The 15471-nt window shown below is 55.5% G+C and carries 15 protein-coding genes; 3 read left to right on the forward strand and 12 right to left on the reverse strand.

Features of this window, described 5'->3' with window-relative positions; translation table 11 throughout:
- Positions 1 to 63: 63 nt before the first annotated feature.
- Entirely contained in the window at positions 64 to 1893 is a 1830-nt protein-coding gene (locus AO726_RS02160; RefSeq protein WP_058066401.1) for an O-linked N-acetylglucosamine transferase, SPINDLY family protein, read from the forward strand.
- A 39-nt stretch (positions 1894 to 1932) separates the two neighbouring features.
- Here AO726_RS02160 and AO726_RS02165 read toward each other — a convergent pair whose 3' ends face one another.
- From AO726_RS02165 to flgB, 11 genes are all read right to left on the reverse strand, one after another.
- Complete coding sequence (locus tag AO726_RS02165) at positions 1933 to 3597, reverse strand: flagellar hook-associated protein 3 (RefSeq protein ID WP_058066402.1); 1665 nt, start codon at positions 3595 to 3597, stop codon at positions 1933 to 1935.
- Positions 3598 to 3638: 41 nt separating this feature from the next.
- Positions 3639 to 5684: a flagellar hook-associated protein FlgK gene (flgK, locus tag AO726_RS02170; RefSeq protein ID WP_058066403.1), complete on the reverse strand. Its 2046-nt coding sequence runs from the start codon at positions 5682 to 5684 to the stop codon at positions 3639 to 3641.
- A 6-nt stretch (positions 5685 to 5690) separates the two neighbouring features.
- Positions 5691 to 6872 carry a flagellar assembly peptidoglycan hydrolase FlgJ gene (flgJ, locus tag AO726_RS02175; RefSeq protein WP_058066404.1) on the reverse strand — a complete coding sequence of 394 codons (1182 nt, stop codon included), beginning with the start codon at positions 6870 to 6872 and terminating at the stop codon, positions 5691 to 5693.
- 10 nt (positions 6873 to 6882) lie between these two features.
- Positions 6883 to 7989 carry a flagellar basal body P-ring protein FlgI gene (locus tag AO726_RS02180; RefSeq protein WP_058067070.1) on the reverse strand — a complete coding sequence of 369 codons (1107 nt, stop codon included), beginning with the start codon at positions 7987 to 7989 and terminating at the stop codon, positions 6883 to 6885.
- A gap of 11 nt (positions 7990 to 8000) precedes the next feature.
- Positions 8001 to 8720, reverse strand: coding sequence for a flagellar basal body L-ring protein FlgH (gene flgH / locus AO726_RS02185; protein WP_058066405.1), 720 nt, complete (start codon positions 8718 to 8720; stop codon positions 8001 to 8003).
- A gap of 90 nt (positions 8721 to 8810) precedes the next feature.
- Positions 8811 to 9596, reverse strand: coding sequence for a flagellar basal-body rod protein FlgG (gene flgG, locus AO726_RS02190; RefSeq protein WP_058066406.1), 786 nt, complete (start codon positions 9594 to 9596; stop codon positions 8811 to 8813).
- Between the two features lie 46 nt (positions 9597 to 9642).
- Positions 9643 to 10383 carry a flagellar basal body rod protein FlgF gene (locus tag AO726_RS02195; RefSeq protein WP_058066407.1) on the reverse strand — a complete coding sequence of 247 codons (741 nt, stop codon included), beginning with the start codon at positions 10381 to 10383 and terminating at the stop codon, positions 9643 to 9645.
- A 200-nt stretch (positions 10384 to 10583) separates the two neighbouring features.
- Positions 10584 to 11954: a flagellar hook protein FlgE gene (flgE, locus tag AO726_RS02200; protein WP_058066408.1), complete on the reverse strand. Its 1371-nt coding sequence runs from the start codon at positions 11952 to 11954 to the stop codon at positions 10584 to 10586.
- 43 nt (positions 11955 to 11997) lie between these two features.
- Complete coding sequence (locus tag AO726_RS02205; RefSeq protein WP_058066409.1) at positions 11998 to 12669, reverse strand: flagellar hook assembly protein FlgD; 672 nt, start codon at positions 12667 to 12669, stop codon at positions 11998 to 12000.
- 25 nt (positions 12670 to 12694) lie between these two features.
- Positions 12695 to 13144, reverse strand: coding sequence for a flagellar basal body rod protein FlgC (gene flgC / locus AO726_RS02210; protein ID WP_058066410.1), 450 nt, complete (start codon positions 13142 to 13144; stop codon positions 12695 to 12697).
- Positions 13145 to 13158: 14 nt separating this feature from the next.
- Positions 13159 to 13566: a flagellar basal body rod protein FlgB gene (gene flgB / locus AO726_RS02215; RefSeq protein WP_058066411.1), complete on the reverse strand. Its 408-nt coding sequence runs from the start codon at positions 13564 to 13566 to the stop codon at positions 13159 to 13161.
- 400 nt (positions 13567 to 13966) lie between these two features.
- On the opposite strand from flgB, the gene AO726_RS02220 reads away from it, so the two are divergent.
- Both AO726_RS02220 and bfr read left to right on the forward strand, forming a co-directional pair.
- Positions 13967 to 14185, forward strand: a complete 219-nt coding sequence (locus AO726_RS02220) for a bacterioferritin-associated ferredoxin (RefSeq protein ID WP_058066412.1) — start codon at positions 13967 to 13969, stop codon at positions 14183 to 14185.
- A 198-nt stretch (positions 14186 to 14383) separates the two neighbouring features.
- Positions 14384 to 14854, forward strand: a complete 471-nt coding sequence (bfr, locus tag AO726_RS02225; RefSeq protein WP_058066413.1) for a bacterioferritin — start codon at positions 14384 to 14386, stop codon at positions 14852 to 14854.
- A gap of 114 nt (positions 14855 to 14968) precedes the next feature.
- Here the strand turns inward: bfr and grxD are convergent, their stop codons facing one another.
- On the reverse strand, positions 14969 to 15295 hold the full coding sequence (gene grxD / locus AO726_RS02230) for a Grx4 family monothiol glutaredoxin (RefSeq protein ID WP_058066414.1): 327 nt from the start codon (positions 15293 to 15295) through the stop codon (positions 14969 to 14971).
- Positions 15296 to 15471: the final 176 nt, after the last annotated feature.

Consider the following 15471-nt stretch of genomic DNA (forward strand, 5'->3'; position numbering starts at 1 on the left):
AGGCTGGACGGCAATTTTGCCATCCAGCCTGTTATCGCCCGTTTTCTGATGAACTGGACATAAATGGCCAAGAAGAACGCCCTGCCTCAGACAACACAGCCAGACTTCGCTCAGGCCACGCTTCAAGCCTGGAACGGACAGTTGGGTTTACTCCAACTGTTAGAGCTCTGTAACCAACTCAGCGAACAAAACGCGCCGCTGGCTGCTGTTCTGTACCAGACCTGGCTCAAACGTAACCGCACCACCCACGACCACCTTGCCCTGTTCAACCTGGGCGTGATCCTGTTCAACGAAGGGGATTACGCCGGAGCAGGTGAGGTCTATAGCCGGGCCATACGCTTGGCACCTGATTTTCTGCAACCTCGCTTTAACCTGGGCTTGGTGCATGAACGCCTGGGCCAGTTCGACATTGCTACCGCCCAGTGGCAATGGATTGAAACCCATGCCGACGCCAGCGACCCTGAACAACGCCAGTTCCTGTTAATGGCAGTGAACAACTTGGGCCGTCATTATGAAGAACAAGGCCGGCTTGCAGATGCCTTGCACTCGCTCACCAAAAGCCTGCGTATTGAGCCCAATCAACCGGATGTGATCCACCACTGGGTCTTCCTGCGCGCCAAACAGTGCGTGTGGCCGGTTTACGAACCATTGCCCGGACTTCCGGAAGCCATGCAGCGCGAGTACACCTCGGCCATGGCAATGATCAGCATCTCCGAAGACCCGCAGCAGCAGCTGATTGCCGCCCAGAATTATGTGCGCAACAAAATGGCTCCGGTGACTCACAAACTGGCACCGGAAAAGCCGTACAAGCACAAGAAGCTGCGCATTGCTTACTGCTCCTCAGACTTCTGCCTGCACCCGGTTGCTCAGCTCACGGTGGAACTGTTCGAACTGCACAATCGTGACCAGTTTGAGGTGTATGGCTTTGACTGGAGCCGCGAAGATGGCTCGCCCATCCGTCAGCGCGTGATCAAGGCGATGGATCATTTCGAGCGCATTCACCACCTCAGTGATGAAGCCGCTGCGCAGCTGATCCGCCAGCACGAAATCGACATCTTGATCGACCTGCAAGGGCAAACCCTTGGTGCACGCCCCGCCATAGTCGCGCTGCGCCCTGCTCCGATCCAGATCACCTACCTGGGTCTGCCAGCCACCACCGGCCTGCCATCAATCGATTACGTGATAGCGGACAAATTCCTGATCCCGGAAGACCAGGCTCAGTACTACTCAGAAAAACCGCTGTACTTGCCGGACGTCTACCAGTCCAGCGACCGTAAACGTAAACACGCGGCCATCCCAACCCGCAGCAGCTGCGGCCTGCCGGAAGGCGCAGTGGTGTTCTGCTCGTTCAACAACAACTACAAGTTCACTGAAGAGATGTTCGACTGCTGGATGCGAATCCTGAAGCGCACGCCTAATTCGGTGTTGTGGTTGCTGGCGGACAACCCGTGGGCGCAGGCCAACCTCATTGCCCATGCGCAAGGTGCAGGCATCGATATGACCCGGCTGATATTCGCGCCACGCGTATCACCAGAGGATTATCTCGCGCGTTTTGCTGTAGCCGATCTGTTCCTAGACACCTACCCGTTCAACGCTGGCACCACCGCCAACGATGCGCTGTGGATGGGCCTGCCGGTGCTCACCCGCACCGGTAAAACCTTTGCTTCACGCATGGCCGGTGCGCTACTGACTGCCGCGGGTATGCCCGAGCTGATTACCTATGATGTAGCCAGCTACGAAGAACAAGCCGTAGCACTGGCCAACTCACCGGACAAGCTCAAGGCCATGCGCAAGCAGCTGGACGGCGTCCGTAAAAATGGCGTGCTGTTTGATACGCCCCGGCTGGTTAAAAACCTGGAAGAGCAGTTCAAACATTTGGTCAGACCGCACTAACAAGAAGCCCGCCATTTGGCGGGCTTCTTGTTTCAGGTATCAACGCAACTGGTTAAACAGGTTGAGGCTGGCAATCTTCACATAACTCTGTTGCGCCGCCTCAAGCACGATGGTCTGGAACGACAAACGCGACAATGCTTCGGCGTAGTCCAGCTCACGCAAATCAGCCTGAACGGCCTTGTTTACCAAGGTCACGTCCTCATTGTCGGTTTGCGTGGTATCGATCAGATTCAGGCGCGCGCCAATCTGCGTCTGCACGCCCAGCACGTTACCAATACCGTTATCAATGTTGGTCAGGGCTATAGCCACTTCATCACGAATCGCCAGGTTGCCGTTGGGCGAATCCGGCATCGACTCCAGCGCCTGACGCAAACGGCTGACGGTGTCGAGAATGCTGCGCTGCTCCTGGAACTGCGGCATGACCGTGAACTGATCACCTGCTGCCAGCGTGTCATTAACCTGCAAGGTAACGCCAAGCACCTCGACCGTATCAGGCGGCCCAGCCATTACCGGAGCCGTTTGCAACACTGGGTTACCTGCTTTGTAAGGCTGAGCAAACACCTCAAAATCAGTCCCGTTGTAGCGCATCATCACACCTGAGGTCGGGAACTGACTGTTGAACACGGGCGTATTAGTGATGCCTTGCGGGACCAGCCGCGCAGATGAGGTGTTGCCTGATGAACGACTGGTTGAAAAATCAGTCGGCACGGAGGACAGCGTAAAGCTGTGAGTTCCGGGAGTGCCCGGTGTTTCTGTGTCGGCCAACAGCCTGTCCATGTCCTTCGGGTTGTCCCCGTCTTTGAGGATCACATCCAACTGGAAGCGCATGCCGCGAAAGTCGATCACATTGCCGCTACTGGCGTTTGGATCAATTCGCCCACCGCCTTTAATGTCGGAAGTCACATCGTTGCCATCCTTATCGTACATGGCGAACTCAGTGCCGCTGACCATCACCATCGAATAAGGCTCGCCCTCGCGGAACTGGCTGTTGTAGAGCTTGTTGTCCTGCACCAGGCCGGGCGAAATAAACATGCGCTGCTCATCGGCTGGTTTGGCAGCAAACGATGTGGACTGCAACGGCGGCATGGGTAGGTTGGGGTTGTCTACACCGCCCTCCCCCTGCACGCGGTTGGCATTGGTGACGGACTGAAACAAGCTTTTGCCGTTGTCATTGATCGCAACCGTGGTCGAGGACGCCACCTGCAAGCTGCGCTGGCCTTCATCACCGTGATAGGAGTAAGTGCCGTCCGGGTTACGGGTGAAGGGTTGAGTCTTCCCCAAGTTACCGCTGAACAGGTACTCGCCCCGGGCGTTGCGCGTGTTCATCAGGTTAAGCAGTTCATCCTCACGCTCCGCTAGCTCTTGAGCCAGAGAATTGCGGTCTTCTGCAGACAGAGCCCCACCACCCGCTTGCACAGCCAGCTCACGGATACGCTGCATAACAGTGTTGACTGAGTTCAGAGTTGCCTCTTCCTGCGTCAGGCTGTTCTTAGCCGCCGTCAGGTTGGCTTTGTACTGGCCCAACATAGAGGCCTGCTGCTCCAGCTGCATCAGGCGCACGGAGGCAACCGGGTCATCCGCCGGCGTCAGAATACGGTTGCCGCTGCTGATCTGCTCCTGCGTGCGGATCACATTGGAGTAGTTGCGGCCCAGGCCACCTACCCCGTTATTGAAGGCCTGCAGCGAAGAAATGCGCATAACCATATTGCTAACCTCGAAACTCTACAGGCTGCCGCAGCAGCCCATCAGAATGAATTAATCAATGTATCGAACAGGCTGCGGGCAACTTGAATAATCTGTGCCGATGCTTGGTAGTACTGCTCAAACTTGATCAGGTTTGCCGCCTCTTCATCCAGGTTCACCGCCGACACCGAATCCCGGTTGTCGGTAGCCTGTTTGAGGATCGCGGTATTCGCTTCACCATCCACCCGCGCCTGGCTGGTCAGAGTACCGACACGTTCAACCAGATCACCGTAAGCATCATTGAAGCTGGCCCCAGTGGTTTCCGGCGATAGCGGATTAACGCCGATAACCGGGCGCTTCTGCAGATCAATCAACTGCAAGGCGTTGCGGTTATCGGAGACGCCATTGGTGTTAAACGACACGGAGAAACTGTCGCCTGCCTTCGGCCGACCACCAATGTCCACGGTGTAGGTGAACTCTTCCAGATACGGCGGACCGACTTCCGGCGGAATGGTGATCTCGATGGTGTTGTTCTGACCTGGCGTAATGCTGTTGCTGTACAGGATATTACCGGCCGTGTCGTACACATCAAATGTTTGCAAGCCACCCGCTACAGTCGGCTCCGGCCCCATCACAATGCGAACGGGTGGCTGTTGACGCAGGCTGTCTTCAACCCAGGTTTTGGCGTCTGGGTCGTAAATATCAATCTGGGTTTTCAGTGTCGGCTGACTGATGGTGCCGGTACCGACGTTAGCCGGGCTGACCTCAGATTTCAGCGGCGAAGCAAAGGCCAGCTCCTCCGGCTGTTTCATATCCGCGCGGATGCCTTGCGCCGCATTGCGGGTCGGGATCAGGCGGAACTTATCACCATCCACAACGCTACCGGCATTGATGTTGATCGACAGCCCATCGAACTCGGCAGGCGGCACCGAGCCTACATCAAACGGGCCGAAGTCCTTGCCGTCATCCAAACGGCGCACTGTGAATTCTGATGCGCTGGTGAAGGTGACTTCGTAATCACTGGTGGTCAGCAAATTAGTGTCAGTGATCAACACATTGAGGTTGGCGTCACCGTCGTAGTTACCCACCTGAGCAAGGCTGCGCAGCTTGGTCAGTTCTGGATCGTTGATATCACGGAACAGACCTCGGCCGAATTCGCCGTTGAGGTCCAGCCCCTGACCGAGCTGACGGTTCATCTGATCAGTAACAGACAGCGCGAGGCGGCCGATGGAATTGAGGGTGTTGTCCAGTACATCTTCGCGGTAGCGGATAAGCCCGCCCATTTCACCGCCTGTGACCATGCTGGTGATGGTCTGGCGCGAGTTGCCGCTGACAAACTGCACCTCGTTGCGCATCGGATCTTTAGTGCCAGGCACCACCTCCAGACGCGCCGCCTTGTTGCCAACCACCAGGGGCTGACCTGAACCGACAAAGACGTTGTAGCTGTTGTCATCCTGCGCCACCACCGACACACCAACGAAGGTCGACAGCTGACGGATTGCCTCTTCACGGGAATCCAGCAAGTCGTTCGGCGCGCTGCCGGATGCAGCTGCTGTGGCGATCGCGTCATTCAGCTTGGCGATTGAGGTAGCCAGCTGATTGACCTGATCACTGATGGCCGACATCTGCTTGTTAACAAATGCGTTCTGCTCATTCAGACGGTCGTAGACGGTATTGAAACGCTTGGCCAGGCCTTCGGCTTCAGACAGCACCAGCTGCCGCGCCGGCAAATCAGAAGGATCCTCTGCAGCCGTCTGCAAAGCTGCGAACAGCTTCTGCATGCCCGGCGTGATCCCGGTGGTGGTGCCTGCCAGCAACGAGTCGAGCTGGCTGATCTGGCTCAGGTACGACTGCGCATCGCTGTTCAGCGCCGTGCTGCTACGCACCTGATTTGTCAGGAACTCGTTATAGATTCGACGCACATCCGCCAGCGTTGTGCCGGTGCCGATAAACCCTGCACCACTGAACTGCGGTGTCTGTGTCGACTGAATCGTGCTTTGCCGGGAAAAGCCCGGCGTGTTCACGTTGGTGATGTTGTGGCCGGTAACCGCCAGTGAAGTTTTATTGGCGCTCAGACCGGACAAGCCGATTTGGAGTAAGTCAGCCATTGTTCATCAACCTTTTGCTGGCGGCACAGTCACGGCCGCAACGGTTTGGTAGGTCTGCATCTGCCGGGCTATCTGGGCAATCTTGCGGGCGTAGTTAGGGTCAGTCGCATAACCGGCCTTTTGCAGTTCCTGGGCAAATTGCTCGGGCTTGTGGGTATTGGCCAGCGCCCTTTCATAGCGTTGGTTGCCCTGCAGGAAACTCACATAGTCATCAAAACTGTGGGCGTAAGAGGCATACGCACGGAACGATGCGGACTCTTTCACCGGCTTGCCATTCACGTATTCAGTGGTCACTACACGGGCCGACTCACCGCCCCAACTGTTATGACTCTTAATGCCAAACAGGTTGTGACTGCTGCTGCCATCTTGCTGGCGGATAACTGATTTGCCCCAACCGGTCTCAAGCGCGGCCTGCGCCACCAGATAACGCGGGTCGACACCAATCTTGTCAGCCGCTTGTTCAGCCAGCGGCAGCATGGTGGCAATAAATTCTTCTTTAGAACCGAATGCAGCCTTGCCCGGTGCCAGCGGCGGCTGCGCCAAGCGGCGACCAGTAATCGCGTCAGCACCGTTAATGCTCAATACCTTGTCACCCGGAGCGGCAAAGCTCTTAGCTGGAATCCAATCCTCTTTGCTCAGCGTGTTGGCCTCATCACCCGCAGTCGGCACGATGCCAGCCAGCAAGCGATCAGTCAGTTTGCCCGGCAAAGACAGACGACGCTGATTGAGCAGCGAGGTGTCATCACGGCTAGCGTCAGCAAACCCAGCTTTTTCCATCGGTTTGCCCGGTGCCGCCGGAACCGGCTCATTGACCTGAGCAAACGGATTCGGACGGTCACTGACGTTCTTGATCTTGGATAGCTGACGGGTCAGTACATCGGCCAGACCTATGCCGTTATTGCTGCTGGCCATGGTCACTGACAGCTGCTGGTCATACATATCTTGATAGGTTTTGCCTTCGCTGCTGTTGAGGTAATTACCTTCAGCAAATACCTCGTTGGCAGAACGCATAGCCTTGAGCATTTCGTTCAAAAACAGCGACTCAAACTCCTGAGCCACCTTCTTGATGTTTTCCTCGTTATCACCGCCCACTTTGAACTGCTGAAGGCGGTTCAGATCGTTGTATGAGCCCGAATCGATGGCGCCTTTAGCACCACCGAGTAAGCCTGCAGAAATTCGAGAATCCATAGCGGCAGCCTCAAATCACGATCAGATCAGCCTGCAAAGCGCCCGCTTGTTTCAGCGCTTCGAGGATGGCCATAAGGTCGGAAGGCGCAGCGCCTACCTGATTCACAGCACGTACAATTTCATCCAGCGTGGTGCCCGGGCCGAACTTGAACATTGGCTTGGCTTCCTCTTCTGCATTGACGCGGGAGCGCGGCACCACTGCGGTCTGGCCACCGGAAAGCGCTTCCGGCTGGCTCACAATCGGGTCTTCGGTGATGGTCACAGTCAGACTGCCGTGGGTCACGGCAGCTGGCTGCACGCGCACGTTCTGGCCAATCACGATGGTGCCTGTGCGGGAGTTAATGATGACCTTGGCCACCGCCTGCCCGACTTCCACTTCGAGGTTTTCCAGAATCGACAAATAATCGACACGTTGGCTTGGGTCCAGCGGCGCGGTCACCCGAATCGAGCCACCATCAATGGCTTGAGCAACCCCAGGGCCGAGCAGATCGTTGATGTGATCGACGATGTTCTTCGCCGTGGTGAAGTCAGGGCGATTCAGGTTCAGGGTCAGAGTATTGCCCTGATCGAAGCCGCTCGGCACCGGACGCTCAACCGTGGCACCAGCCGGGATACGGCCAGCCGACGGCACGTTAACCGTGATGCGTGAACCGTCGCCGCCTGTAGCATCAAAACCACCGACGACCAGGTTGCCCTGCGCCACGGCATAGACGTTGCCGTCGATACCTTTCAGCGGTGTCATCAGCAGGCTGCCGCCACGCAGACTTTTGGCATTACCGATGGACGATACGGTGACATCGATAGTCTGGCCAGGCTTGGCGAAAGCAGGCAGATCAGCATGGATGGATACAGCCGCTACGTTCTTCAACTGGACGTTGCCGCCCTGCGGCACCTTGATGCCGAACTGCGCCATCATGTTGTTGAAGGTCTGCACGGTAAAAGGCGTCTGAGTGGTCTGGTCGCCGGTGCCGTTAAGGCCCACCACCAGACCATAGCCGATCAGTTGGTTGGTCCGTACACCCTGAATGCTGGCCAGATCTTTAAGGCGCTCAGCCTGGGCCGTCGAGCTGATAATCAGTGCGGCAGAGGCGGCAAGCAGGTACTTGATAAACGTCATGCTGGTCATCCTCAGAACGGCCACAGCGGGCTCATAAAGAACCGGCTCATCCAGCCTGGCTGGCTGGCATCTGCAAAGGCACCAGTGCCCGAATAAGTGATACGTGCATCAGCGATACGAGTCGATGACACGGTGTTGTCAGTGGCGATGTCATCAGCACGCACCAGGCCGGTAATACGCACCAGCTCATCACCGGTATTCAAGGTCATCCACTTCTCGCCGCGTACCAGCAGAATGCCGTTGGGCATCACTTCAGCCACAGATACGGTGATTGAGCCGCTCAGGCTGTTGCTCTGACCGGCTTGACCGGAGCCCTTGTTGGCACGGCTTGCATCCCAGTCAGCGCTGAGGTCCAGGTTATCGCCAGTCATCCCCAGCGCACTGAGACCGGCAAGCGGGTTCTTCGGCGCAACCGCCATACCAAACAGGTTAGGCACGCCCAGGCTGCCGGAACTATCTTTGGACAATTGGCTGTTGTTGTTTTTGCTCGCCTGAGTGCGCTCGTTCAGGGTGATGGTGATGATGTCACCCACACGGTAAGCCTTACGGTCAGTGAACAGACCATTTTCAAAACCAGCCTGATAGATAGCGCCGTTGTTCTGGGCAGCAGGCAGTGGTGTACGTGGCATGACCGGCGCGTAATAAGGGTCATTCGGCTTCGGCGAAGGTGCCATACAGCCACTCAAAGCCAGAGAGCCAATGACTACGCTGAGAGTTACAAGCCGTTTCATATTACTTACCTCATGTCTTGCCAGAACCGGCAATACGCGCCGGATCAACCTGTTCTGCCTGCGCCAGTCAGTGCCGGCGCATTTCAGCGATTAAAGATTCTGCGAAATAAAGCCCAGCATCTGATCTGCTGTGGAGATGACCTTGGAGTTCATCTCGTAGGCGCGCTGGGTGGTGATCATATTCACCAGCTCTTCCACCACGCTCACGTTGGAGTTTTCCAGGGTGTTCTGCAGCGTCGTGCCCAAACCGTTCAAGCCCGGTGTACCGACTTGTGGCGCGCCACTGGCTGCGGTTTCCAGGAACAGGTTGTTGCCGATCGCTTCAAGGCCCGCCGGGTTGATGAAGTCAGCGGTTTGCAGGTTGCCGATGATCTGCGCCTGCGGATCACCCGCCGTGGTCACAGATACCGTGCCGTCCTCACCCACAGTGAAGGTGCGCACTTCGTTCGGCAGCACAATGGCTGGCTCCAGCGGATAGCCACTGGAAGTCACCACTTGACCGTCGGAGTTCAAATGGAAGCTACCGTCACGGGTGTAAGAAACCGTGCCATCCGGCATCAGAATCTGGAAGAAGCCACGGCCATTAATTGCCATGTCCAGCGGCTGCTCGGTGGTTTGCAGGCTGCCTGCGGTGAACACTTTCTGCGTGCCGACCACCCGCACACCGGTACCCAATTGCAGACCGGAAGGCAGTTGACTGTCTTGCGTGGACTGGCCACCCGGCTGACGACGGATCTGGTACAGCAGGTCTTCAAATTCCGCACGATCGCGTTTGAAGCCAGTGGTCGAGACGTTGGCCAAGTTGTTGGAAATGGTGGTCAGGTTCATGTCCTGGGCGGTGAGGCCCGTCTTGCTGACCCAAAGTGCTGGAAGCATAGCGTTTCTCCTCGGGCGACGGTTTAACGTCGCCGCGTTGTGATCATCAGGTCATCTGCAAGACGCGGGCCATGGCTGAGGAATTATCCTCGGCGGTGCGCATCATCTTCACTTGCAGCTCGAACTGGCGGGACAGAGACAGAATGGCTGTCATTTCTTCGACGGCATTGACGTTGCTCGACTCAAGAAAACCCGACGTCACCTGCACCGTAGCATCAGCCTCAACAAGGCCCTGCCCTGTGTAGCGGATCATGCCGTCCTGCCCCTTCTCCATCTGTTTGAGATCGGGGTTGACCAGCTTGATGCGGTCAACCTCGGCCAGCACATTGGGAGCCTCGCCCAACGCACGAATGGAGATGGTGCCGTCAGCACCGATCTCAATTTTCTGCTCTGGTGGAATGGCAATCGGCCCGGCATTGCCCAACACCGGCAAACCATTGCCGGTACGCAACACCCCGAGCGCATCAACATTGAGGCTGGCAGTCCGTACGTAAGCCTCACCGCCATCTGGTGCCTGGACAGCGATCCAACCCTTGCCACCCACAGCCACATCCAGGTCGCGCCCGGTCTCCTGCAGTGAGCCAGGGGTGAAATCAGTCCCTGGACGCTCACTCATCGCGTAAACCCGCGCCGGGAAACTGTCACCAAACACAGGCATCGAACGGGCCTGTTCAAAATCCCGTCGGAAGCCGGTGGTGGATATGTTGGCCAAATTGTTGGCATGGGCACGCTGAGCCAGCGTGTTCTGGTGCGCCCCAGTCATGGAGACGTAAAGCATCTTGTCCATGTTGATCCTCCGCGTGGGCCATCGCCCTTTGCTCAATACAGGCTATTAAGCAAAGGATGTGCCAAATCAACAAATGGAACGCAAGGCACTGATTTTATTAACTTAAATAGAAAAAGGCTCCCGCAGGAGCCTTTTTTATGACGCTTTGAATGCATCGTGAAGCAAAAAACAACCGACACGCCTCACCAAGCGTCAAAGCCTTAACGCAGGTTGATGATGGTCTGCGTAATTGCACTCTGAGTTTCGATGGTTTTAGCGTTCGCTTGATAGTTACGCTGGGCCACAATCAGGTTAACCAATTGGTCAGACAGCTCGACGTTGGAATCCTCCAGCGCCCCGCCCTGTAGCGCCCCCAAAGTACTACTCATCGGTTCGCCGATTGCGGGTTCCCCGGACTCATGAGTTTGCACCCAGGAAGTTTTCCCTACCGGCGTCAACCCCTGAATGTTGGCGAAGTTAGCCAGCAATATTTGACCTTGAGCCTTGGACTGGCCATTGGTGTAACGAGCAAAAATGACACCACTGTCATCAACTTCCAGACCAGACAGCTGGCCGGTAGTGAAGCCATCCTGATTAATGGAGTTCACACCAAAGCGAGCTGCATATTGGGTCGTGCCACGCATATCGAACGTAATCGGAGAAGCCGCAGCACCATTGGGCACCATGGTTCCCGGATTCGCAGGGTCCGCCTCAGCCGGCTGCCAAGTACCTTGAGGCAGAGCGAACACACCATTCGGTGCATCAACCGGAATTGCAGGCGTGTCTGTCAGCTGCGGCGGAACACTGACAACCAGAGGAGTGAAAGCGGGCTCCCTAAGCTGGCCAGCCTCGTCAAAATCCAGGCTGTAGCTGAAAGGCTGATCGCTCGACGGATCAGCCGGGTTAACCCCATCGATCAACACATGCATGGTCCAGCCATTGTTAGCCGGTGCTTCGTTTTTAACGAAGTACTGGGTCATGACATGGGCATTACCTTGGGCGTCATAAATGTTGGTTGAAGTTGACTCGTTGTATGACAAGGGGTCACTGGGGTCAAAAGTCGGCGCCAGCATTGTCCCTGCATTGGTCGGGCGAACCTGAGTCGAGTTGAGGTTGAGCTTTTGCGCGACCTGAGTAGTCGCCTTAGGCTCCTGCTGATCCACCTGAATACGCAGATCAGCCTGAACCTTGATCAGGTTGCCGTCGATATCAGCGGCATACCCCTGCAAGCGCTGGCCGAAGTTATTGACGATGTAGCCATCACGGTCAGTGCCGAAATACCCGGCACGGGTGTAGCTGATCGCCCCGTTATCACTGGTGATGAAAAAGCCGTTGCCATTCACCGCCAGATCCAGCGGATTCTGGGTGTAATTGATGTTGCCTTGGTTAAATTGCTGAGAAACATCCCCCAGCATCACACCGCTGCCTTGTTGATTTTTGCCCGTACCCAACACAGAGGCTGCGTATACATCGGCAAACTCGGCACGTGAAGATTTGAAGCCAGCAGTGCCTGCGTTGGCAATGTTATTACCGGTTACGTTCAGGTCATTGTTGGCAGCACGCAGGCCACTGAGACCGATATTGAAACTCATAAAAAACTCCTATGCCGACCAGCCGGCGAGCAAAAACTGAAAACTACTGACCGATAACCTGAACTTGCGAGAGCGGAACACTGCCAATCCCGGCCAAGTTCAACACCAACTCGGAACCACCCAGCGTGACGCTATCCACATTCGCCGGGAGCATCGTGTACAAGCCCTTAGTCCCATCTGAATAACTGGCCTGTGCCTCAAATTTGTATGTGCCCGGCGGCAACGTATTGCCGCTAGCATCCTTGCCATCCCAGATGAAGCTGACATTGCCAGCTTCTTGAGCACCGAGATTGACACGCCCAACCGCTGCCCCTGCCTGGTCATAAACGTTGACGTAAACGTTGCCACTACTGATGGGCAGCACCAGGCTCGCCTTAAAGCTTTCACTGGTGTCCACCACGGCCTTATCTGTTGGGATAACAACCTTGGTCCCAACCATTGAAGACGCCTGCAATGCTTGCGAGGACTGATAGCCCGTCAGCAGCGCCTCCATACTGGTGTTGAGCTTTTCAACCCCCTCGACCTGACTGAACTGAGCCAGCTGAGCGATAAATTCACCATTGCCCTGAGGCTCAAGTGGGTTCTGGTTATTCAACTGTGCAACCAGCAGCTCTAGAAATTGGTTCTTGCCGAGTTCATCGGACTTGGCACCGTTCTCCTGCTTGATCTGGTACTGATCAAGCACAGAACCCGTAACGTTACTAACCGTGCTCATCTACGTTGCACTCCTGATCCGCCGCTTACTGGCCCAATGTCAGCACACGCTGCATCATTTGCTTGGCGGTATTCATCATTTCGGTGTTGGTCTGGAAAGCACGACTGGCGGAGATCATGTCTGCCATTTCTTCCACCACGTTCACATTCGGGTAGTACACATAGCCGTTTTCGTCTGCCGAGGGGTGGTTCGGCTCGTAGCGCGGCATCAGCGTGCTCTGATCCTCAACGATGCCCAAGACCTGCACACCAACACCGGCGTTATCCTGATCAGCAAACAGCGATCCACGATCGCCCCCCTGCTGAGCAGCCTGTTGATACATGGTGGCAAACACCGGATGCCGTGCACGGTAGGTCTGATCAATACTGGAAGAGACCGTTTCGGCGTTGGCAATGTTGCTGGAGATGGTGTTGAGACGAGTGCTCTGGGCGCTCATGCCAGTACCGGCAATGTTGAATACGCTAAGAAGAGACATGGTTCAGGCTCCTGTTATTCGCCGCGCAGGGCACCGATCAGCCCTTTGAATTTGCTGTTAAGCAGAGTGAAGCTGGCCTGGAAGTTGACCGAGTTTTCTGCGTAATTTGACTGTTCGATCTGCAGGTCGACCGTGTTGCCATCAATAGAAGGATGCAACGGTATGCGGTAATCCAAGTCACCATCTCCGATACCAACCCCTTCACCAGCAATGTGCTTGGCATTTGTACGATCCAGGCTGATGTGCCCTTTGTCGTTTTTGGCGCTTTGCGCCGCCAGCACATTGGCGAAGGTCAAATCGCGCGCTTGGTAGTTGGGGGTGTCAGCATTGGCAATGTTGTTAGCCAGAACCTCGGCACGCTGCGCGCGGAAGCCCAAGGCCTTCTCATGGATACCCAGTGCCCGATCGAAGTTAATGCTCATGGTCAGAAACCTATTCTGGTTGCCGTAATGGAAGTCGTCGCAACCAGCAAAGCAAAGGTTGTGCCACAATAAAGAACCCTTATATATCAATGAGTTATCCGGATATCGCAGCTCTCTTAATTGCCAAGCGGCAAAGGATTTCCGCCAATCTGCCACCGCGCGGCAAACGATTTCAGGCTAAAACGGCTTGGAGCGACAAAAACCCGACACTTATCTGAAACGCCCCAACGCCATCTGTCAGCCCTCTCCACCTCCGCCCAGTTCTTCTATTAGCCGCCAGAAAACAACCGTGAAATTGGCACGCTGAACGGTAGGACAATTATGAGAGAATGCCTTTGACAACCATTCTCATTCACATTAGTATCTCGACCACTCTCCAAACACTACTTGAGCGTGATCCATGTACGTTTGTCTTTGCGAAGGTGTTACTGACGGTCAGATCCGTGAAGCCATTTACGAAGGCTGCTGCAGTTATCGTGAAGTGCGCACCAGCCTCGGCATTGCGTCCCAATGTGGAAAATGCGCCTGCCTTGCCAAGCAGGTGGTTCGTGAAACACTCAGCGACGTGCAAAACAGTCAAGCCGCTCTCGCCTATCCAGCAACATTCGTCGCTGCCTAATTCACGCTCTTCTTAAAAGCCGGACCTTGCGTCCGGCTTTTTTGTATCTGTAATCAATGCCTTAGCGTTTAGATGCAGAACTAAAGCCTTCTCATTCACATTAAATTTAACTTTAAATTCAACTACTTAGGTTTGACAGCCGATCGGGTGCGAGCCAGAATCCTGCATTATCCCCTCCTCTTCAAGGCAGAAGCAGACATGAAAGGCGACAAGAAAGTCATCCAGCATCTGAACAAGATCCTCGGTAACGAGTTGGTCGCAATTAACCAGTACTTCTTGCATGCCCGCATGTACGAAGACTGGGGCCTGAAGAAGCTCGGCGAGCACGAGTATCACGAGTCCATCGACGAGATGAAGCATGCGGACAAGCTGATCAAGCGCATCCTCTTCCTCGAAGGCCTGCCCAACCTGCAAGACCTCGGCAAAATCCTGATCGGTGAAAACACCCAGGAAATGCTTGAGTGCGACCTGAAGATTGAGCACAAAGCCCACGCCGACCTCAAAGCCGCCATTGCCTATTGCGAAAGCGTTGGTGATTACGCCAGCCGCGAGCTGCTCGAAGACATCCTCAGCTCAGAAGAAGAACACATTGACTGGCTGGAAACCCAACTGAGCCTCATCAATGCCGTCGGCCTGCAAAACTACCTGCAGTCGCAAATGGACGAGTAACCGTCCTATTCCGAAAACGGGAGCCAAGGCTCCCGTTTTTTATGCCTGCCAATCCTGAACTGCAGGCGAAAAAAAACCGATGCACAGGCATCGGTCTTTTTCAACACAAGAGGCTTAGGCGTTGGTGCCCTGCACAGCCCCTTTGATCAGGGACTGCAATTCACCCTTCTCAAACATCTCAACCATGATATCGCTGCCGCCTACCAGCTCACCGCTCACCCACAGCTGCGGGAAAGTCGGCCAGTTTGCGTACTTAGGCAGGTTGGCACGGATTTCCGGGTTTTGCAGGATGTCGACGTAAGCGAACTTCTCACCACAGCCCATCACAACCTGAGCAGCCTTAGCGGAAAAGCCGCACTGCGGAGCGTTTGGCGAGCCTTTCATGTACAGCAGGACAGTGTTGTTGGCGATCTGCTCTTTGATGGTTTCGATGATATCCATGGGGCACCTCAGAACTTGACTAACCCGACCCACAGGTCGGCACGGTGGCGGCATTGTATATAAAAGCCGAGCGCAATGCTCGGCCTTACGCTGCGACACAATTGCTTAGCCGACAAACTCCAGCCCTCCTCAAACCTTAGGAAACCGAACAATCCGACTAAAATTTGCAGCACTGG

The sequence above is a fragment of the Pseudomonas sp. TTU2014-080ASC genome (assembly GCF_001446935.1).
Classification (GTDB): domain Bacteria; phylum Pseudomonadota; class Gammaproteobacteria; order Pseudomonadales; family Pseudomonadaceae; genus Aquipseudomonas.